19 protein-coding genes and 1 riboswitch are annotated in these 18,390 nt (G+C 71.5%); of the genes, 8 read left to right on the top strand and 11 right to left on the bottom strand.

Annotated elements, in window-relative coordinates; translation table 11 throughout:
- Nucleotides 1-45 precede the first annotated feature (45 nt).
- The 3 genes from Val02_RS19955 to Val02_RS19945 are packed head-to-tail and all read right to left on the bottom strand — an operon-like array spanning nt 46 to nt 2,830.
- A complete protein-coding gene (locus Val02_RS19955; RefSeq protein WP_203900623.1) occupies nt 46-828 on the bottom strand; it encodes an energy-coupling factor transporter transmembrane component T family protein in 783 nt (260 codons plus the stop codon).
- Nucleotides 825-2,243 carry an ABC transporter ATP-binding protein gene (locus tag Val02_RS19950; RefSeq protein WP_239153190.1) on the bottom strand — a complete coding sequence of 473 codons (1,419 nt, stop codon included), beginning with the start codon at nt 2,241-2,243 and terminating at the stop codon, nt 825-827. Before Val02_RS19950 ends, Val02_RS19955 begins: the two co-directional genes overlap by 4 nt.
- Complete coding sequence (locus tag Val02_RS19945; RefSeq protein WP_203900664.1) at nt 2,240-2,830, bottom strand: ECF transporter S component; 591 nt, start codon at nt 2,828-2,830, stop codon at nt 2,240-2,242. The genes Val02_RS19950 and Val02_RS19945 overlap by 4 nt, the downstream gene beginning before the upstream one ends.
- Before the next feature lie 19 nt (nt 2,831-2,849).
- Nucleotides 2,850-2,956: riboswitch (TPP riboswitch) on the bottom strand.
- Between the two features lie 90 nt (nt 2,957-3,046).
- Between Val02_RS19945 and Val02_RS19940 the strand changes: the two genes are divergently transcribed.
- From Val02_RS19940 to Val02_RS19930, 3 genes are read left to right on the top strand one after another with little or no spacing between them, the layout of a single operon-like run.
- Entirely contained in the window at nt 3,047-4,063 is a 1,017-nt protein-coding gene (locus Val02_RS19940; RefSeq protein ID WP_239153189.1) for a permease, read from the top strand.
- Entirely contained in the window at nt 4,060-4,824 is a 765-nt protein-coding gene (locus Val02_RS19935; RefSeq protein WP_203900622.1) for a TIGR03943 family putative permease subunit, read from the top strand. The genes Val02_RS19940 and Val02_RS19935 overlap by 4 nt, the downstream gene beginning before the upstream one ends.
- Nucleotides 4,824-5,645: an alpha/beta fold hydrolase gene (locus tag Val02_RS19930; RefSeq protein WP_203900662.1), complete on the top strand. Its 822-nt coding sequence runs from the start codon at nt 4,824-4,826 to the stop codon at nt 5,643-5,645. The genes Val02_RS19935 and Val02_RS19930 overlap by 1 nt, the downstream gene beginning before the upstream one ends.
- Here Val02_RS19930 and Val02_RS19925 read toward each other — a convergent pair whose 3' ends face one another.
- Nucleotides 5,646-6,371 carry an SDR family NAD(P)-dependent oxidoreductase gene (locus Val02_RS19925; RefSeq protein WP_203900621.1) on the bottom strand — a complete coding sequence of 242 codons (726 nt, stop codon included), beginning with the start codon at nt 6,369-6,371 and terminating at the stop codon, nt 5,646-5,648. It lies immediately after the preceding gene.
- An 87-nt stretch (nt 6,372-6,458) separates the two neighbouring features.
- On the opposite strand from Val02_RS19925, the gene Val02_RS19920 reads away from it, so the two are divergent.
- On the top strand, nt 6,459-8,360 hold the full coding sequence (locus Val02_RS19920) for an acyl-CoA dehydrogenase family protein (RefSeq protein WP_203900620.1): 1,902 nt from the start codon (nt 6,459-6,461) through the stop codon (nt 8,358-8,360).
- Nucleotides 8,361-8,454: 94 nt separating this feature from the next.
- Here the strand turns inward: Val02_RS19920 and Val02_RS19915 are convergent, their stop codons facing one another.
- From Val02_RS19915 to Val02_RS19890, 6 genes are read right to left on the bottom strand one after another with little or no spacing between them, the layout of a single operon-like run.
- On the bottom strand, nt 8,455-9,069 hold the full coding sequence (locus Val02_RS19915) for a hypothetical protein (RefSeq protein ID WP_203900619.1): 615 nt from the start codon (nt 9,067-9,069) through the stop codon (nt 8,455-8,457).
- Nucleotides 9,070-9,087: 18 nt separating this feature from the next.
- Nucleotides 9,088-9,492 (bottom strand): Fur family transcriptional regulator, encoded by a 405-nt coding sequence (locus tag Val02_RS19910; RefSeq protein ID WP_203900618.1) that lies wholly within the window; start codon nt 9,490-9,492, stop codon nt 9,088-9,090.
- A complete protein-coding gene (locus Val02_RS19905) occupies nt 9,489-10,388 on the bottom strand; it encodes a metal ABC transporter permease (protein WP_203900617.1) in 900 nt (299 codons plus the stop codon). The genes Val02_RS19910 and Val02_RS19905 overlap by 4 nt, the downstream gene beginning before the upstream one ends.
- Complete coding sequence (locus tag Val02_RS19900) at nt 10,385-11,140, bottom strand: metal ABC transporter ATP-binding protein (protein ID WP_373317917.1); 756 nt, start codon at nt 11,138-11,140, stop codon at nt 10,385-10,387. The genes Val02_RS19905 and Val02_RS19900 overlap by 4 nt, the downstream gene beginning before the upstream one ends.
- Nucleotides 11,131-12,051: a metal ABC transporter substrate-binding protein gene (locus tag Val02_RS19895; protein ID WP_203900615.1), complete on the bottom strand. Its 921-nt coding sequence runs from the start codon at nt 12,049-12,051 to the stop codon at nt 11,131-11,133. Before Val02_RS19895 ends, Val02_RS19900 begins: the two co-directional genes overlap by 10 nt.
- 47 nt (nt 12,052-12,098) lie before the next feature.
- Nucleotides 12,099-12,326 (bottom strand): DUF6703 family protein, encoded by a 228-nt coding sequence (locus Val02_RS19890; RefSeq protein WP_203900614.1) that lies wholly within the window; start codon nt 12,324-12,326, stop codon nt 12,099-12,101.
- Nucleotides 12,327-12,397: 71 nt separating this feature from the next.
- Between Val02_RS19890 and Val02_RS19885 the strand changes: the two genes are divergently transcribed.
- The 4 genes from Val02_RS19885 (at nt 12,398) to Val02_RS19870 (ending at nt 16,218) form a co-directional block, all read left to right on the top strand.
- Nucleotides 12,398-12,718, top strand: coding sequence for an antibiotic biosynthesis monooxygenase (locus Val02_RS19885; protein WP_203900661.1), 321 nt, complete (start codon nt 12,398-12,400; stop codon nt 12,716-12,718).
- A gap of 20 nt (nt 12,719-12,738) precedes the next feature.
- The gene (locus tag Val02_RS19880) at nt 12,739-13,251 is read left to right on the top strand and encodes a hypothetical protein (protein WP_203900613.1); all 513 of its coding nucleotides are present in this window, start codon (nt 12,739-12,741) and stop codon (nt 13,249-13,251) included.
- Between the two features lie 173 nt (nt 13,252-13,424).
- Nucleotides 13,425-14,804 (top strand): glycine--tRNA ligase, encoded by a 1,380-nt coding sequence (locus Val02_RS19875; protein ID WP_203900612.1) that lies wholly within the window; start codon nt 13,425-13,427, stop codon nt 14,802-14,804.
- A gap of 37 nt (nt 14,805-14,841) precedes the next feature.
- Nucleotides 14,842-16,218 carry an Nramp family divalent metal transporter gene (locus Val02_RS19870; protein ID WP_203900611.1) on the top strand — a complete coding sequence of 459 codons (1,377 nt, stop codon included), beginning with the start codon at nt 14,842-14,844 and terminating at the stop codon, nt 16,216-16,218.
- Here Val02_RS19870 and Val02_RS19865 read toward each other — a convergent pair.
- Complete coding sequence (locus Val02_RS19865; RefSeq protein ID WP_203900610.1) at nt 16,174-18,357, bottom strand: putative bifunctional diguanylate cyclase/phosphodiesterase; 2,184 nt, start codon at nt 18,355-18,357, stop codon at nt 16,174-16,176. The two genes, Val02_RS19870 and Val02_RS19865, sit on opposite strands and share 45 nt — an antisense overlap.
- Nucleotides 18,358-18,390 lie beyond the last annotated feature (33 nt).

Below are 18,390 nucleotides of genomic sequence, written 5' to 3'. Positions count from 1 at the left end.
GGCACGGCCCCGGTCGGAGCGCCGCACCGCGCCGCAGGAGCAATCTCACCACAGCGGTGCGAAGGTACCCGTTCCCACGCTGACCAGCATCGATACGGCCACGATGGCCACCGCGCCGGCCACCACGAGCGCGTCCGCGAGGGTGAACGACACCGGCCGGGCCACGGTGCGCGGCACCCCGGCGTCGAAGCCGCGCGCCTCCATCGCCACCGCCAGCCGGGTGCCCCGCCGGATCGCGCCCACCAGGAGGGCGAAGGCGGTGCCGGCGAACAGCCGCAGCCGGGCGAACGGGTTGGCGCCGGCGTCGATGCCCCGGGCCCGCCGGGCGAGCGTGAGCGTCCGCCACTCCGCCATCAGCAGCGGCACCAGCCGGAACGCCGCCAACGCCCCGATCGCGAACCGCGCCGGCACCCGCACCTGCTGGATGAGCGCGTCGGCAAGTTCGGTCGCCCCGGTCGTGGCGAACGCCAGAATCCCGGGCAGGGCCAGCGCGAGCAGCCGCACGGCGAAGCCCAGGCCCGCCACGAGCGCGTCCGACGTGATCTCGAACGGGCCGAGCGCGGCGACCGGTGAGCCGCTGGGCGCCCCGAACAGCACCGTGATCACGAAGACGCTCACCGCACCTACCAGCAGCGGCCACGACCGGCGCAGCAGCAGCCCGTAGCCCACCCCCGCGAACGGCACGACCAGCAGCTCGAGCACCAGCGCGACGAGGGGCGTCACCGGGTCGACGGCCACGAGCAGCAGCAGCGACAGCAGGATCCCCGCCCCCACCTTCGCCACCGCGTTGCGGCGCGCGAGCGCGCCGCATGCTTCCCGCTCGCTCACAGGTGCAGTTCCCGGTCGGCGAGGACGTCGACCAGGTCGCCGTCGTGGGTGACGACCACGATGCCGCGGCCGTCGTCGCGTAGCCGGGCCGTCAGCTCGATCAACTCCCACCAGGTGCGCCGGTCCTGCCCGAAGGTCGGTTCGTCCAGCACCAGCAGCCCCGGCGCCCGGGCCAGCGCGGTCGCCACGGACAGCCGCCGCGCCTCCCCGCCGGAGAGGGTCCACGGGTTGGCCTCGGCGAGGCGTTCCAGGCGCAGGCGGGTGAGCAGGTCGTCGACCGTCTCCGCCGGGACGCCGCCGAGGGCGATCTCGTCGCGCACCCGCGAGGTCACGAACTGATGTTCCGGCGACTGGAAGACCGAGCCGATGTGCCCGGCCAGCGTCGCGGCCCGCCAGCGCCACGGCGGGGTCCGGGCGTCACCGCCCGCCAGGGCCGCCGTCGCGGTCACGTCGCCGTGCGTCGGCCGCAGCAGGCCGCCGAGCAGCAGCGCGAGGGTGCTCTTGCCGGCGCCGTTCGGACCGCGGACCGCGAGCACCTCACCCTCCGCGATCTCCAGATCGATTCCATAGGGAACGGGCACCGTCGAGCCCCGGTGCCGGAAGCCCACCCCGTCGGCGCGCAGCAGGGTGTCGCCGCGCGGCCGCATCGCCCGGCGCGGCGCGCCGCCCGTGGCACCCGGCACCCACACGCCCTGCGCGGCGAGGTCGGCGCCGTGCGCGGCGAAGACCCGTTCGGGGTCGCCGTCGGCGAGCACCCCGTCGGGGGAGATCACGATCACCCGGTCGACCAGCGGCACCGCCTCGGCGACGCGGTGCTCCACGAGCACCATGGTCTGCCCGGTGAGCCCCTTGAGCAGGGTGCGCACCAGGTCGGCGCCGAGCGGGTCGAGGTTGGCGGTCGGCTCGTCGAGCAGGAGCAGCCCCGGCCGCATCACCAACGCGCCCGCCAGCGCCAGCCGCTGCTGCTCACCGCCGGAAAGTGCGTGCGTGGGGCGTTCCCTCGGATAGGGAAAACCGACCTCGGCGAGCGCGGAATCGACCCGCGACCAGATCTCGGCGGTCGGGACGCCGTGATTCTCCAGTCCGAACGCCACGTCGTCCCCGGAGCGCTCCAGCACCAGCGACGTCTGCGGGTCCTGGAACAGCATCCCGACCTCGGCCCGGGCCTCCCGCGGATCGCGCCCACCGACGGAGACCGTCCCGGCGCGCTCCCCGGAGTCGTCCGCGAGCAGCCCCGCGAACGCCGCCAGCACCGTGCTCTTGCCCGCCCCCGACGCTCCGAGCAGGAGCACCCGCTCACCGGCCCCGATCGTCAGATCCAGGTCGCGTACCGCCCACGCCCGACGCCCCGCGTACCGCCACCCGAACCCGCGCGCTGTCACTTCAACGGGTGGGCCCGCGATCGATCGGCTCACACGGCGGCCCGTTCCCTTCCGGACGGGAACCGGTCCAGCACACCCGTGCGCGCGAGCGCCCCGGTCAGCGCGAACCCGCCCGCCCCGGCGACCACCGCCGCACTGGCCGCGGTGATCAGGATCATCGGCAGCCGGAACGACACCCACTCCGTGCCCGCGTAGTACGCCACCGTGTCCCACACGGCCGCGGCCAGCCCGGCACCGGCACCGGCGAGCAACGCCACCGGCAGCGTGAACCGCCGGTACAGGAACACCGCGAAGACCAGCTCCGCACCGAGCCCCTGCACCATGCCCTGCGGGATGACGAGCCCGCCCCACGCGGTGCCGAGCAGCGCGGAGACGACCGTGGCGAGCGTCTCGCAGTACAGCGCGGCGCCCGGCCTACGGATCACCAGCCCGCCGAGAACGGCCGGCAGCAGCCACACGCCGTAGATCACGGCCTGCGCCGGCGGGAAGAACGTGAACGCGCCACCGGTCGCCGTCCAGAGGTTCCCCCACCCCCAGAACACGACACCGAACGCCACGGCGATCACCGACGCGACGACGATGTCGACGGTGCGCCAACGCCCGGTCGACGAACGCCTAATGGAACCACCAGAGACAGCCATGACGGCCCTCCCGATCTCCCTGCGCCGGCATTACCCGGATCAGGTTCAAGGGTCTGCGGCTTCGGTGCCGCACTCTCAGCGCTGTGCGCTCCCCTGTCGGATGTGAACGGGACGATCGTCGCACGGGCTTCTTCGGACGTCCATCGCGAGCGGCTAGGCTGTGCCGCGTCTGTGTCCAACCGGCGGGAGGTGCGGGTGAGTACGACCGACACGTCTGTCGAGACGCCGCCGCCACCACCGGCGGACGGGGCGCCGTCGCGCGGCTGGCGGCCCGGCTCGGTCGAGGTCCTCGCCGCGGTGCTGGTGCTGGTGGTGCTCTTCCAGGTGCCGATCAGCCGCGCCATGTCGGCGCCGGCGCTGCAGACCTGGATGACCGTCTTCATCGCCGTCGTCACGCAGGCGATGCCGTTCCTGGTGTTCGGCGTGGTGCTCTCCGCCGTCATCGCCGTCTTCGTGCCGCCGTCGTTCTTCGCGAAGGTGCTGCCCAGCAAGCCGGTTCTCGCCGTGCCCGTGGCCAGCGCCGGCGGGGTCGTGCTGCCCGGCTGCGAGTGCGCGTCCGTGCCGGTCGCCGGTGCGCTCATCCGGCGCGGCGTGACGCCGGCCGCGGCGCTGGCGTTCCTGCTCGCCGCCCCGGCGCTCAACCCGATCGTGCTCACCGCCACGGCCGTCGCCTTCCCGAACAATCCGGAGATGGTGGTCGCCCGGTTCCTCGCGAGCCTCGTCGTCGCCACCGTCATGGGCTGGCTGTGGCTGCGGCTCGGGCGCACGGACTGGATGCGCCCGCCGGCCCGGCCGTCGTTCGAGGGCGAGGGGAGGGCGGCGGCGTTCTGGGGCTCGGTGCGCCACGACACCATCCACGCCGGCGGTTACCTGGTGATCGGCGCGATGGCGGCCGCCACGCTCAAGGCCGTCGTGCCCGCCGGATGGCTCCAGGCGGTCGCGGACAACCCGGTGCTGTCGGTGATCGGGCTCGCACTCCTGGCCGTTCTTCTGTCGATCTGCTCGGAGGCGGACGCGTTCGTGGCGGCGTCGTTGTCGCAGTTCTCGCTGACGTCGCGGCTGGTGTTCCTCGTCGTGGGGCCCATGGTGGACCTGAAGCTGTTCGCGATGCAGGCCGGGACGTTCGGGAGGTCGTTCGCGGTGCGGTTCGCGCCGGCGACGTTCGGGGTCGCGATCCTGGTGTCCGTGGTGGTTGGGGTGATCCTGTTTTGAACCGGCAGGCGCAGGCCGTGGTGCTCCTACTCGTCGGCGGGGCGATCCTGCGGGCGAGCGTGACCGATCTCTACCTGCGGTACGTGAAGGAGGGGCTGCGGCCGTTCCTGATCGTGGCCGGGCTGCTGCTGGTGGCGGCGGCGGTGACGACGCTCTGGTACGAGCTGCGCCCGCGCAAGGTCGTTCCCGCTTCGGGCGGCGCCGTTCCGGACGGCTTCGTGGAAGCGGCGGAGCACGCCGACGAGCACGACGGGCACGGGCACTCCCACGACCCGAAGGTGGCGTGGCTGCTCGTGCTGCCCGTCTTCGCGCTGCTCCTGGTCGCGCCGCCGGCGCTCGGCTCCTACGCGGCCGGCCGCAGCGGCACCGCCATCCAGGAGGTGTCGGAGTTCCCGCCGCTGCCCGCCGGCGACCCGGTGCGGATCAGCGTGATCGACTACGCCACCCGCGCCGTGTACGACGACGGCAAGTCGCTCGGCGACCGGAAGATCAAGCTCTCCGGCTTCGTGCTGATCGGCGAGGACGGCGCCCCGTACCTGGCCCGCATGGTGCTGAGCTGCTGTGCCGCCGACGCCCGGCCGATCAAGATCGGGCTCGCCGGTGCGGTGCCGGCCGGCCTTGCCGCCGACAGTTGGCTCGAGGTCACCGGGACCTACACCGACCGCACCGTCAAGGACGTCGTCAACGACGGGGTGATCCCGTACCTCGACGTGACGGAGTCCCACCCCATCCCGGCCCCGCACAACCAGTACGAGGAATGATCCGCGTAACGACCCGGGGCCTGACGTTCGACGTCGACGTGGCGGGTCCCGAGGACGGCCCGCCGGTGCTGCTCCTGCACGGCTTCCCGGAGAACCGGCACATGTGGGCGCCGGTGGTGCCGTTCCTGCACGCGGCGGGGCTGCGCACGATCGCGCCCGACCAGCGGGGCTACTCGCCGGGCGCGCGCCCCTCCGAGGTCGAGGCCTACCACGTGGACGAACTGGCCGCCGACGCGCTCGCTCTCCTGGACGCCCTCGGCATCGACCGGGCGCACGTCGTCGGGCACGACTGGGGTGCGGTGGTGGGCTGGCGGCTCGCCGCCCACCACGCCGCGCGCGTGCTGACCTGGACGGCCGTGTCGGTGCCGCATCCGGCCGCGTTCGACACTGCCGTCCGGGACGACCCCGACCAGCAGCGGCGCTCCTCGTACATCCTGCTGTTCCGCCAGCAGGGCAAGGCCGAGGAGGTGCTGCTCGCCGACGACGCCGCGCGGCTGCGCCGGCTGTTCGACGACGCCCGGGTCTCCAGTGCACGCTACGTGGAGCCGCTGCGCGAGCCGGGCGCACTCACCGCCGCCCTGAACTGGTACCGCGCCTACAACCGCCGGGTCTCCGGTGATCCGACGCCGGTGTCGGTGCCGACGACGTTCGTGTGGAGCGACGGCGACGTGGCGATCGGCCCGACGGCCGCACACGGCTGCGCCGCGCACGTGAGCGCCGACTACCGGATGGTGACGCTGGGCGGCGTGACCCACTGGATCGCCGAACAGGCACCCGCCGCGCTGGCGGGCGCGATCATCGACCGCACCCGGAGCGTGTGATCAGCCGCGGCCGAAGAGCGCGCCGCCGTTGATCTGGAGCACCTGCCCGGTGACGAACCCGGCCTCGGGCGACGCCAGGTAGCGCACCATCGCCGCGACGTCCTCGGGTGCGCCGGCCCGGCCGACGACGGTGCTGCGCACCCGCGAGGCGTAGCCCTCGGGCGACATGCGCCCGCCGAAGAACTCGGTCTCGGCGATGAACCCGGGCGCGACGACGTTGACGGTGATGCCCTCCGGGCCCAGGTCGCCGGCGAGCGCGAGACACCAGCCGTGCAGCGCCGCCTTCGCCGCGCTGTACGCCCCGCCGCCCCCGCGCAGCGCCGCGATCGAACTCATCCCGATGATCCGGCCGCCCGGTCGGGTCAGTTTGGGCAGCAGCGCCTCGGTGAGCAGCACAGCGGTGAGGACGTTCAGGTCGAGCTCGCGGCGCCAGGCGGCGGCGTGCTCCTCGAGGGTCTCCCGGGGCCCGAACGACGATCCGGCCCCGGCGTTGTTGACGATGACGTCCACGGCGTCGACGCTCTCGGCGACCCGCCGCACGTCATCGGGAACGGTCAGGTCGGCCGGTACGGCGCTCACGTCGCCCTTGATCTCGGCCACGGCCCGTTCGAGCACGTCGGCGCGACGGCCGGTGATCACCACTTTGTCCCCGTCGGCGGCGAACGTCTCCGCCACCGCCCGGCCGATCCCGGTGCCCCCGCCGGATACGACGACTGTGCGTGTCATCGATCTACCTTAGCCGCGCGCAAGGGCCTGTTTCCGAATGCTACTCGCGGGTAAGGTGCATGCCACGAACGCCCGAAGGGAGTTGCCGTGACGACCACCGACCCGCACGGCGCCCAGGTCTCGGAGAAGGAAGCCCGGCAGGTCGCCGAGGCCGCGCGCGAGACCGAGTGGCGCAAACCGAGCTTCGGCAAGGAACTGTTCCTCGGCCGGCTCCGGCTCGACCTGATCGACCCGCTGCCCCAGCCCGACCCGGAGCGCACCGCGCGCGCCGAGGAGTTCATCGGGAGGCTGCGCGGCTACCTGGAGAGCGAGGTCGACGGCCTCGCCATCGAACGCGACGCACGCATCCCCGACGAGGTCATCCGCGGCCTCGGTGAGCTGGGCGCGTTCGGCATGAAGATCGACGACAAGCACGACGGGCTGGGCCTGTCCAACCTGCACTACTGCCGCGCACTGGCGCTGACCGGCTCGGTCAACCCGGCGCTGGGTGCTCTTCTTTCGGCGCACCAGTCGATCGGTGCGCCGCAGCCGCTGAAGCTCTTCGGGACCGAGGAGCAGAAGGCGAAGTTCCTGCCCCGGCTCGCCGGCGGGGAGGTGAGCGCGTTCCTGCTGACCGAGCCCGACGTCGGCTCCGACCCGGCCCGTCTCGGGACCACCGCCACGCGTTCGGCCGACGGCGACTACGTGCTCAACGGCGTCAAGCTGTGGGCCACCAACGGCACCCTCGCCACGATCCTGATCGTGATGGCCAAGACGGAGAACGGCCGGATCAGCGCGTTCGTCGTCGAGGCCGACACGCCGGGCGTCACCGTCGAGCGGCGCAACGCGTTCATGGGCCTGCGCGGCCTGGAGAACAGCGTGACCCGCTTCCACGACGTGCGCGTTCCCAAGGAGAACCTGATCGGGAAGGAGGGCCAGGGCCTCAAGATCGCCCTGACCACCCTCAACACCGGGCGCCTTTCGCTGCCCGCCTCGTGCGTCGGCGCCGGCAAGTGGTGCCTGCACGTGGCCCGCCAGTGGGCCGCCGAACGCACCCAGTGGGGTCGCCCGGTCGGCCGGCACGAGGCGGTGGCGAAGAAGATCGCGTTCATCGCGGCGTCGACCTACGGCATGGAGGCGATGCTGGAGGTCTCCTGCCTGCTCGCCGACGACGCCCGCAACGACATCCGCATCGAGGCCGCCCTGGTCAAGCTGTACGCCAGCGAGATCGCCTGGCAGGTCGCCGACGAACTGATCCAGATCCGTGGCGGGCGGGGCTACGAGACCGCCGAGTCGCTGGCCGCCCGCGGCGAACGCCCGATCCCCGCCGAACAGGTGCTGCGCGACCTGCGGATCAACCGGATCTTCGAGGGTTCCACGGAGATCATGCACCTGATGATCGCCCGCGAGGCCGTCGACGCACACCTCTCCGTGGCCGGCGACATCATCGACCCGGAGGCGGACCTCGGCAAGAAGGCGAAGGCCGTCGGCAAGGCGAGCGGGTTCTACGCGAAGTGGCTTCCCACGCTGGCCGTCGGCCGTGGGCAGCTGCCGGGCGGGTACGGCGAGTACGGGCCGCTGGCCGGGCACCTGCGCTGGGCCGAACGGGCCGCCCGCCGCATGGCGCGCGAGACGTTCTACGGCATGAGCCGCTGGCAGGGCGCGATGGAGCACCGGCAGGCGTTCCTCGGGCGGATCGTGGACATCGGGGCGGAGCTGTACGCCATCAGCGCCGCCTGCGTGCGGGCCCGTTCCGAGAAGGCGAGCCGTCCCGAAGGGGTCGAACTGGCCGACCTGTTCTGCCGGCAGGCGCGGCTGCGCGCCGAGGCGCTCTTCGACGCGCTCTGGGAGAACACCGACGCGATCGACGTGAAGGCGGCGAAGCGGGTGCTGGCGGGGCGGTACGCGTTCCTCGAGGAGGGCATCGTGCCGCCGCCGGCCACGGGTGACTGGGTGCAGAAGTGGCAGCCGGGCGCCTCGACCTCGGACGACGTGCGCCGCAAGCTCTGAGCGCAAGTGGTGGGGCGTTACGCGGGTCAAAAGTGCGGCGAGACCTGCGTAACGCCCCACCACTTTGGCGCCGGGCTACCTAGCGGTGCGCGGCCTACCTGTTGGTGCGCGGGCGGCGCAGGCCGAGGCCGCTCAGTTCCAGCTCGGCGAGCGCGCGCACCGCGTCGCCGTCGCCGCGCCGCCAGGCGGCCGCGATGTCCGGGTCGAGGCGGGTGAGCCTTTCCAGCGGCTGCGTCGCCAACGCCCGCAGCGCCAGCAGGTCCCGGCCGGCGGAGGCGGTGCGCAGCTTGGCGGCCGTTCCGGCGCGGCTCATCCAGCGCAGCCGCCGGGGCAGCCACACGAGCAGGACCAGGCCGAGCGGCAGCACCAGCAGCCCGATCGCGAGGACCAGGGCCAGCTGGTGCACGATCTCCTGCTGTTCCCGTCCCACGTCGGCGACCTGCGAGGCGGCGTCACCCGCGTTCGTGAACGGCTTCTTGAGATCGTCGCCCGCCACCGGCACGCGACCCGCCTTGTTGCCCGCGTCGCGCAGCTGCTCGGCCATCCGGTCCCCGGCGCCCGCGAGCTTCTCCCCGGGCACGGCCAGCTTGTCGATCCACTCGTGCACGAAGAACGCGGCGCGCACCCAGGCGTACACCCAGAGCGCGACCAGCAGGTCGGTGATCACCTGACGGAATGCGGCACCCGGCCGTTCGGCATAGACCTTCACGCAAGAAGGATGAGCCCTTCAGCGTTTACACGCTGGGCAGGTACCGAAGATCTCCAATGTGTGGGCCACGTCGGTGTAGCCGTGCTCGGCGGCCACCCGGTCGGCCCAGGTCTCCACGGTCGGGCCGAGCACCTCCACGGTCGCCCCGCAGGAACGGCACACGAGGTGGTGGTGGTGCCCGTCGCTGCAGCGCCGGTAGAGGTGTTCGCCGCCGGGCGGGCGCATGACGTCGAGGGCGCCGGCGTCGGCGAGGGCCTGCAGCGTGCGGTAGACGGTGGTGAGGCCGACCCGTTCGCCGCGCGAGCGCAGCTGGGCGTGCAGGTCCTGCGCGCTGATGAAGCCCTCGACGTCGCGCAGTGCCGCGGCGACGGCTCCCCGCTGCTTGGTGTTGCGCTGCGCGGGGGAGTGGTCAGTGCTGCTCACCCAGATACGGTATCCCGCTGCGCCGCCCTGTCGATGGCGCACTCGATCGGCTCGGTCTCCGCGGCGGGCGCGGGCCGCTCCCGCCCGGCCAGCCGGCCCTTGACCACCATGCCGGCGGTGACCAGCACGAACGCCGCGATCGCGACGAGCACGATGGTGGCCCCGGGCGCGCTGTCCGCCTGCCACGCGGTCCACAGGCCGGTCACGCCGGTCAGCACGCCGAGCGCCATCGCCCACCCCATCGTGGCGGCGAAACCCCGGCTCATCCGCTGGGCCGTCGCGACGGGGATGACCATGAGGGCGCTCACGAGCAGCAGGCCCACCGTGCGCATCGCCGCGGTGACGGTCACCGCCGTCGTCACCGCCATCAGGATGTTGAGGGAACGGACCGGAAGCCCGCTGACCCGCGCGTACTCCTCGTCGTGGCAGACCGCGAAGAGCCACGGCCGCAGGAACAGCGCCACCGCGAGCACGGCCGCCGCGAGCACACCGATCACGTACAGGTCCTCGGTCGAGGTCGTGAGCGGCGAGCCGAACAGGTACGACATCAGGTTCCGGTTGCTGGAACCCGCGGAGAGGCTGACCAGCATCACCCCGCCGGAGATGCCGCCGTAGAACAGGATCGCGAGGGCCACGTCGCCGGAGGTGCGGCCGCGTTCGCGGACCAGTTCGACGACGACGGCACCGATCGCGGCGGCCACCACGGCGGCGATCACCGGCGACCGGCCGAACAGCAGACCCGCGCCGACGCCCGTCAACGCCACGTGCCCGAGCCCGTCGCCGATCAGCGACAGCCGCCGTTGCACCAGGTAGATGCCGATGGCGGGAGCGATCAGGCCGGTCAGCACCACGCCGATGAGGGCGCGGACCATGAAGTCGTACGCGAAGAGGTTCACCAGAGGGACTTCGTCTCTTCCGGGGCGTGCGGGTGGAGGTGCTCGTGGTGGAACGCGGCGTGGTGGCCCACCGGTTCGGGGAGGTCGCCGTCGTGCACGATCCGGCCGTCGTGCACCACGATCGCGCGGTCGACGAGCGGCGCCAGCGGGCCGAGTTCGTGGGCGACGAGGAGGATCGTGCCGCCGGCCGCGCCGAAGATGTGCAGCACCTCCGCGAACGCCGTCTGGCTCCCGGCGTCCACCCCGGCCGTGGGCTCGTCGAGAACGAGCAGGTCGGGACCGCCGGCGAGGGCGCGCGCGATGAGCACCCGCTGCTGCTGCCCGCCGGAGAGCGTGTCGACCTGATCTCCCGCCCGGGCGGCCAGCCCGACGGATTCCAGCGCGGCCGTCACGGCGTCCCGGTCGGCGGCGCGCCCCGGCCGGCCCAACCGCCGGCGGGCCAACCGTCCGGCGCTGACCACCTCGCGAACCGTCGCGGGCACGCCACTGCCGGCGCCGAGCCGCTGCGGCACGTATCCGACCCGGCCCCAGTCGCGGAAGCGGCGCAACGGCGTTCCGAAGAGGGAGATCTCACCACGCTGCAGGGGGACCAGGCCGAGGGCCGCGCGGACCAGGGTGGACTTGCCCGAACCGTTGGCGCCGAGGACCGCGACGGTCTCGCCGGCCTCGACCCGGGCCTCGACGCCGTGCAGGACGGGGCGGCCGCCGTAGGCGACCACCCCGTCCCTGATGTGAACGACCGTCATGAACAGCTCAGTGCGGCGGTGAGCTTGCCCAGGTTCTGGCGCATCACCGAAAGATAGTCCGCGTTCGAGCCGGCCTCGATGCCTTCCAACGGGTCCAACACCTCCGCCTTGGCGCCGACCTCCTTGGCGAGGGTTTCGGCGATCTTCGGGCTGACCAACGTCTCGAAGAAGATGGTGGTCACGCCCTTCTCCCTGGCCATTGTGGCCACCTCGGCGACGTGCTGCGGACTCGGCTCCCCCTCGGGGGACAGGCCGCTGATCGGCACCTGCGTCAGCCGGTAGCGCGCCGCGAGGTACCCGAACGCCGCGTGCGAGGTGACGATCTCCCGCCGCTGGCAGGTGGCGAGGGCCTTCGTGTACTCCCCGTCGAGCGCGGTGAGCTGGCCGCGGACCTCCGCCGCGCGGGCCTTGTACGCCTCGGCGTGGTCGGGGTCGGCCGTGGCGAGCCGCTCCGCGAGCTTGTCACCGATCGCGGCAAAGCGGGTCGGGTCGAGCCACACGTGCGGGTCCTTGCCCTCGTTGGCGTGCTTCTCGCCGCTCTCCTCTTCCTCCTCGGCGCCGGGCGGCGCGTCGGCGAGCGGCTCGACCCCCGCCACGTCGAACGCCTTCCCCTTCGCCTCGTCGGCGATCACGTCGTCGACGGCCGGCATGAACCCGGCGAGGTACACGACAAGGTCGGCGGCGCCCACGGTGGCCACCTGCTTCGGCTCGAGCTCCAGGTCGTGCGGCTCCACGCCGGGCTTGGCCAGGTCGGTCACCCGAACGGTGTCGCCGCCGATGCGCTCGGCCAGGTAGCGCAGCGGGTAGAACGCGGCGACGACGGAGAGCTTCCCGTCCTCGGCGCCGGAGGGGTCGTCGGCACAGCCGCTCACCAGGAGGGTGAACGCGGCGGCGCAGGCTACGAGCTTGTTTCGCACGAGCCCACTGTGACCGCTAATGACAATCGTTGTCAACTGGAGGGCGGTCAGATGAACCGCTGTACGGCGATGATCACAATCAGCCCCAGGATCGCCAGGCGGATGCCGCGCGACATCGGGTCCAGCCGCGACCACGTGCTCATCAACAGCCAGCCGGACAATCCGGCCACGACCAGCAGGAGCAGCCCGCCGAGCGGCCCCGGCGTGAAGAGCGACAGCAGGATCAGGGCGAGCGTGATCAGGAAGACGTTGGTCGGATTCAGCTTCTTCAGCATGCGTATCCTCGCTGCGGGTCTCTCGCGGGGCGGGGGAAACTCCGACCCTATCTTCCGAGGTGGTGTGGCTGGTGCTCGTGGTGAACCGGTTCGTCGTGGACGACGAGGACACGTTCCTGCCGCGGGCGGAGGCGGCACTCGCCGCGCTGGCCGCCCGGCCGGGTTACGTCGCCGGCCGCTTCGGACGCGCCGCGGACGACCCGCGCTACTGGTGCCTCGCCGTCGAGTGGGAATCCGTCGGGGCGTACCGGCGGGCGCTGTCGGCGTTCGACGTGAAGATCTCGGCGACGCCGCTGCTCGCGGAGTCGATCGACGAGCCCTCCGCGTACGAGGTGCTCCTGTCGGCCGCGCCGGGCGGCGAGGTCCGCACCGCTACCAGCGACCGGACGTGAGCGCCGATAACATTCTCGGTGTGAGTACGTTTACGGCCCCGCCCGGCGTGGGGGTCCCGCCACCTCCGGCCGGGCCCGGCGTCGCGCCGCCGTTCGCGGCCCCACCCTCGGACAAGAACAAGCGGAGCCTGTGGATCGGGCTCGGCGTCGGCGGCCTGGTGATGGTGCTGTGCTGCATCGGCAGCGTCGTCGGCATCGGCGTCGTCTACGCCGGGGCCATGGAGACCACCAAACGTCAGGCGGCCGCGCTCGTCACGGAGTACCTCAAGCGCGTGCAGGGCGAGGACTACGGCGCCGCGCGGGCGCTGTTCTGCAAGGAACTGCAGGCCGAAGTGAGCACGTCCCGGCTGGCCACGCGGTACCGCGACCGGCCGTTCACCAGCTTCCGGGTCGGCACGGCATCGGTGGCCGCCGAGATCAGTGTCACCGCCACGCTGGTCACCGACGGGGGCGACATCACCGAGAAGTACTACTTCGCCACCGCCGAGAACCCGACCGCCGACGCCACCCTCAGCATCTGCGACATCGAGTGAGCCATCCGCGACCGGGCGGCGCGGGATCGATGGGTAATGTAGGTGCCCGTGTGCCGGCGTAACCGTACGCTTCGGTATGCGTTTGAGATCGTGAATCCCGCCGAACCAATCCCCGTCGAACCCTAAACGGACCAACGCGCCGACAGCCAGCCGGCGCCCAGGAGGAGAAAACCATGGCCGACCGCATCGACTCCGTCGTCAGCCTCGCCAAGCGGCGCGGCTTCGTCTTCCCCTCCAGCGAGATCTACGGCGGTACCCGTTCCGCCTACGACTACGGCCCGCTCGGGGTGGAGCTCAAGGAGAACGTGCGCCGGCAGTGGTGGCGGACGATGGTGCAGCAGCGGGACGACATCGTCGGCCTCGACTCCGCCGTCGTGCTGGCCCGTCAGGTCTGGGTCGCCTCCGGCCACGTCGAGGAGTTCACCGATCCGCTGACCGAGTGCCAGTCGTGCCACAAGCGCTTCCGCGCGGACCACCTCGAAGAGGCGTTCGTCGAGAAGAACGGCGCCGACAAGCCGTTCTCGTTGAGCGAGCTCAACTGCCCCAACTGCGGCAACAAGGGCACGTTCACCGAGCCGAAGATGTTCAACGGCCTCATGAAGACGTTCCTCGGCCCGGTCGAGAGCGACGAGGGCATGCACTTCCTGCGCCCGGAGACCGCCCAGGGCATCTTCGTCAACTACCAGAACGTCGCCACGGCCGCGCGCAAGAAGCCGCCGTTCGGCATCGCGCAGGTCGGCAAGAGCTTCCGCAACGAGATCACGCCGGGCAACTTCATCTTCCGGACCCGCGAGTTCGAGCAGATGGAGATGGAGTTCTTCGTCGAGCCGGGCACCGACGAGAAGTGGCACGAGTACTGGCTCGGTGAGCGCTGGAGCTGGTACCTCGACCTCGGCCTCTCCGAGGGCAACCTGCGCTACTACGAACACCCGAAAGAGAAGCTCTCGCACTACTCCAAGCGCACCGTCGACATCGAGTACCGGTTCCGCTTCGGCGGCAGCGAGTTCGCGGAGCTGGAGGGCATCGCCAACCGCACCGACTTCGACCTGTCGACGCACTCCAAGCACTCCGGCGTCGACCTGTCCTACTTCGACCAGGACAAGGGCGAGCGCTGGATGCCCTACGTCATCGAGCCGGCCGCCGGCCTCACCCGCGCGGTGCTGGCGTTCCTGCTGGAGGCGTACGACGAGGACGAGGCGCCCAACACCAAGGGCGGCGTCGACAAGCGCACCGTGATGCGGTTCGACCCGCGGCTGGCGCCGGTCAAGGTGGCGGTGCTCCCGCTGTCGCGCAACCCGGAGCTGTCGCCGAAGGCCCGCGACCTCGCGGCCACCCTGCGCAAGCGGTGGAACGTCGACTTCGACGACGCGGGCGCGATCGGCCGCCGCTACCGCCGCCAGGACGAGATCGGCACGCCGTTCGCGGTCACCGTCGACTTCGACACCCTGCAGGACGACGCCGTGACGGTTCGCAACCGCGACACCATGAAGCAGGAGCGGGTGTCGCTCGGCCAGATCGAGACGTACCTGATCGAGCGCCTGCCGGGCTGCTGAGGTTTATCGATCTTCGCGCTTCGGGTAGCCCCGCCGGGTGACCTCTGTTCTTCCGGTCAAGGAGCTGCCCGAAGCTCCCCGTTCCACCTGGCGGGTGGTGGGCCCGGGTGTCGTCGCCGCGGGCGTGGGCCTCGCGTCCGGCGAGTTCATCCTGTGGCCGTACATCGCCTCCCAGGTGGGCCTCGTATTCCTGTGGGCCGCGCTGATCGGCATCGTGACGCAGTGGTTCATCAACATGGAGATCGAGCGGTACACGCTCGCCACCGGTGAGACCGCGCTGACCGGGTTCTCCCGCTTCTGGCGGCACTGGGGTCTCGTCTTCGCGATCCTGGCCTACTTCGCCAACCTCTGGCCGGGCTGGGCGACCAGCTCCGCCACGCTGGTCACCTACCTGTTCGGCGGCAACGCGACCTGGATCGCCGTCGGCATGCTGCTGGTGATCGGCATCTCGCTGACCCTCGCGCCGGTCGTCTACGTCCTGCTGGAACGGACGCAGTTCCTCAAGGTCGGGCTCGTGGTGCTGCTCATCATCGGTGCCGTGGTCTTCGCGATCACCGCCGACGCCTGGGCCGAACTGCCGAGAACCGTCACCGCGCCCCGGTTCCCGGACGAGCTGGGCTTCGCGCTGATGCTCTCCGCGCTCGCGTTCGCCGGCGCGGGCGGCGGGCAGAACCTGTGCCAGAGCAACTGGATCCGGGACAAGGGCTTCGGCATGGGCCGCTACGTGCCGCGCCTGGTCAGCCCGGTCACCGGCCAGGAGGAGGCGAGCGGCTCGACGGGCTACACGTTCGAGCCGACCGAGGCGAACCTGGCGCGCTGGCGCCGCTGGTGGAAGGTCGCGAACATCGAGCAGGCGGTCACCTTCGGCGCCATCTCGTTCATCACGATCGTGTTCATGTCGATGCTTGCCTACTCGACCGTGTCGGGCCGCGACGACCTGGCCAACAGCGTGAAGTTCCTCCAGGTCGAGGGGGAGGCGCTGAAGGACGCCGTGGCGCCCTGGTTCGGCACGCTCTTCTGGGTCGTCGGGGCGCTGTCGCTCTTCGCCGCCGCCATGGGCATCGTCGACTACACCAGCCGGCTCGCGGCCGACGTGCTCAAGACGGCGTACCTGCCGCGCGTCTCGGAGAGTCGCATCTACTTCGGGCTGGTGTGGGGGCTGGTGCTGATCGGGTGCCTCATCCTGGCCGCCGGGTTCGACCAGCCGCTGATCCTGCTCGTCATCTCGGCCTGCGTCGGCGGCTTCATGATGTTCGTCTACTCCGGGTTGTTGCTTCTGTTGAACCGGCGGAAGCTCCCGGAACCGATCCGCGTGCGCTCCTACCGCATCGCGGCGCTGGTCTGGTCCATCGCCCTGTTCGGGGTGTTCTCAGTGCTGACGATTTGGCAGCAGGGGCAGCGCCTCTTCGAGTAGCAGCGCGTCGACCTGTTCCGGGTCCAGGGGCCGGGCGAAGTGGTAGCCCTGCCCCGCCCGGAACCCCAGGCGGCGCAGCTCGTCGGCCTGAGCGGCGTTCTCGATGCCCTCGGCGACCACGTCCAGCCGCAGCACCGTGCTGAGCCGGCTCACCGCGTCGGCGACGGCGGCGCCCTCCTGGGTGCCGTTCAGCTCGGCGACGAAGCACCGGTCGAGCTTGAGCATGTCGACCGGCAGGCGGGTCAGGTAGCGCAGCGACGAGTAGCCGGTGCCGAAGTCGTCCAGGGCGATCCGCACGCCGTGCGCGCTCAGCGTCGCCAGCTGCGGGATCACCGTCTCGTCCACGAGGGCGTTCTCGGTCACCTCCAGCACCAGATTGCCGGCGTCGAACCCGGTGCGCCGCAGCACGGTGAGGACCCGTTCGACCAGGGGGCCGCGCTCCAGTTCCCGCGGGGAGAGGTTGACGTTCACGCTCAGCCGCCGGCCGTGCCGCTGCCACCGCAGCGCCTCCGTGCACGCCGTCTCCAGGACCCAGCCGCCGAGTTCGGCGATGAGCCCCTGCTTCTCCGCCAGCGGCACGAACGCCGCCGGGCCGAGGCTGCCGTGCACCGGATGTTGCCAGCGGACCAGCGCCTCCACGCTCTTGAGGACACCGGTCTCCAGATCCACGATCGGTTGGAACTGCAGCCGCAGCTGACGGTCGCGGATCGCGTGCCGCAGGTCGAGTTCGAGCGCGGCGGTGCTGGTCTCGTCCTCGGCCATCCCGTCGACGTACAACTGCCAGGTGCCCACCTTGCGGCGCTTGGCGCTGAACATCGCCAGGTCGGCGTGGCGCATGAGCGAACCCGCGTCGTCGTCCCGGCCGGCGACCGCCACGCCGATGCTGGCCCTCGCGTACACGCCGCGGTCGTTGATGCGCAGTGGCTCCGTGAGTTCCCCGATGAGACGACGGGCGACGGCGGTGGCGTCGTCCGCGGACCGGACACCGGTCAGCAGCACCGCGAACTCGTCCCCACCGAGGCGGGCGACCGCGTCCGACGCCGGGACACACCGCCGCAGCAACGCCGCGAACGCCGTCAGCAGCGCGTCGCCCGCGTCGTGGCCCATGGTGTCGTTGACGTGCTTGAAGCGATCCAGATCGATGTAGAGCAGCGCCACCTGCCGCTTGCGCAGCGACTCCTCCAGCAGCCGCCACAGCGCGGCCCGGTTGAGCAGACCGGTGAGCGCGTCGTGGGACGCCTCGTAGAGCAGGCGTTCGCGGTCGTCGCGGCGCCGCGTGATGTCCCGGTGGTTGAGCACGATCCCGTTGACGGACGGCAGGTCGCGCAGGTCCCGCACGTAGGCCTCGTGCCACCGCCACGAACCGTCGGCGTGCCGCATCCGCAGCTCGGTCACGCGCTCCCGCCCGTCCTCGACGAGAGCCTTGTCGTCGGGGTGCACGAGATCCGTGATGCTGGAGCCGGTCAGCTTCTCCGGCGGGCTGCCGAGCACCGTCGCCGCCGACGGCGAGACATAGTCGATACGGCCCCCGGTGTCGGCGACCGTGATGACGTCGGCGGCGTTCTGAATGAGCGTGCGGAAGCGTTCCTCGCTGTTGCGCAGCTTCTGTTCGGCCTGCTCCCGCTGTTTCACCGTGAGGCCGAGAAGGCGCGAGACCAGCAACACCGTGACGGTCACGATGGCCGCTATGGCGTTCCCCTGGGGAATCGGAAGATAGGAGAAGACCCACCCGGCGGCGATGGCGACCTGGCCGACCACCACGGACGTCACGCCGAGAACGGCGGCCGGCGGCCACGCGACGGAGCCCGCCCAGCGCAGGTGGATGAAGAGCGTGCCGATGAACGCCATGCCGCTCAACGGACCCCAGCCGACGACCACCAGCACGGCGGTGTACATCGCGACGTGGAACCCGAGCCGCGGCCACAGGAACCTGCTCAGATCGCCGCCGGTCAGCCGCTGCTGCACGGCCGGCTGCTGGTAGACGACGCAGGCGGCGAGGATCGCGTTGAACGTCCACAGTGGATACGGGCCGGTGAGGTCGGCGGCGTGCAGGAGGTTGAGGACGAGGCCGCCCAGGAGGGGCTCGAACGCGTGCATCGCGGCGGCTCGGATCCGGGTGACGAGCGGGGGGAGCCGCATGATGGATCATCATAGCGGTCGATGATCGGGCCG

It is taken from the genome of Virgisporangium aliadipatigenens, assembly GCF_016863615.1.
GTDB lineage: Bacteria > Actinomycetota > Actinomycetes > Mycobacteriales > Micromonosporaceae > Virgisporangium > Virgisporangium aliadipatigenens.
The sequence above is the reverse complement of the archived record's forward strand: the minus strand, read 5'-3'. Positions and strand labels throughout refer to the sequence as shown.

What these genes read in the sequence shown, in the direction of transcription:
- Val02_RS19925 (WP_203900621.1), bottom strand. Translation starts at nt 6,371, where the DNA reads ATGACACGCACAGTCGTCGTATCCGGCGGGGGCACCGGGATCGGCCGG.
- Val02_RS19865 (WP_203900610.1), bottom strand. Translation starts at nt 18,357, where the DNA reads ATGCGGCTCCCCCCGCTCGTCACCCGGATCCGAGCCGCCGCGATGCAC.
- Val02_RS19875 (WP_203900612.1), top strand. Translation starts at nt 13,425, where the DNA reads ATGGCCGACCGCATCGACTCCGTCGTCAGCCTCGCCAAGCGGCGCGGC.
- Val02_RS19890 (WP_203900614.1), bottom strand. Translation starts at nt 12,326, where the DNA reads ATGCTGAAGAAGCTGAATCCGACCAACGTCTTCCTGATCACGCTCGCC.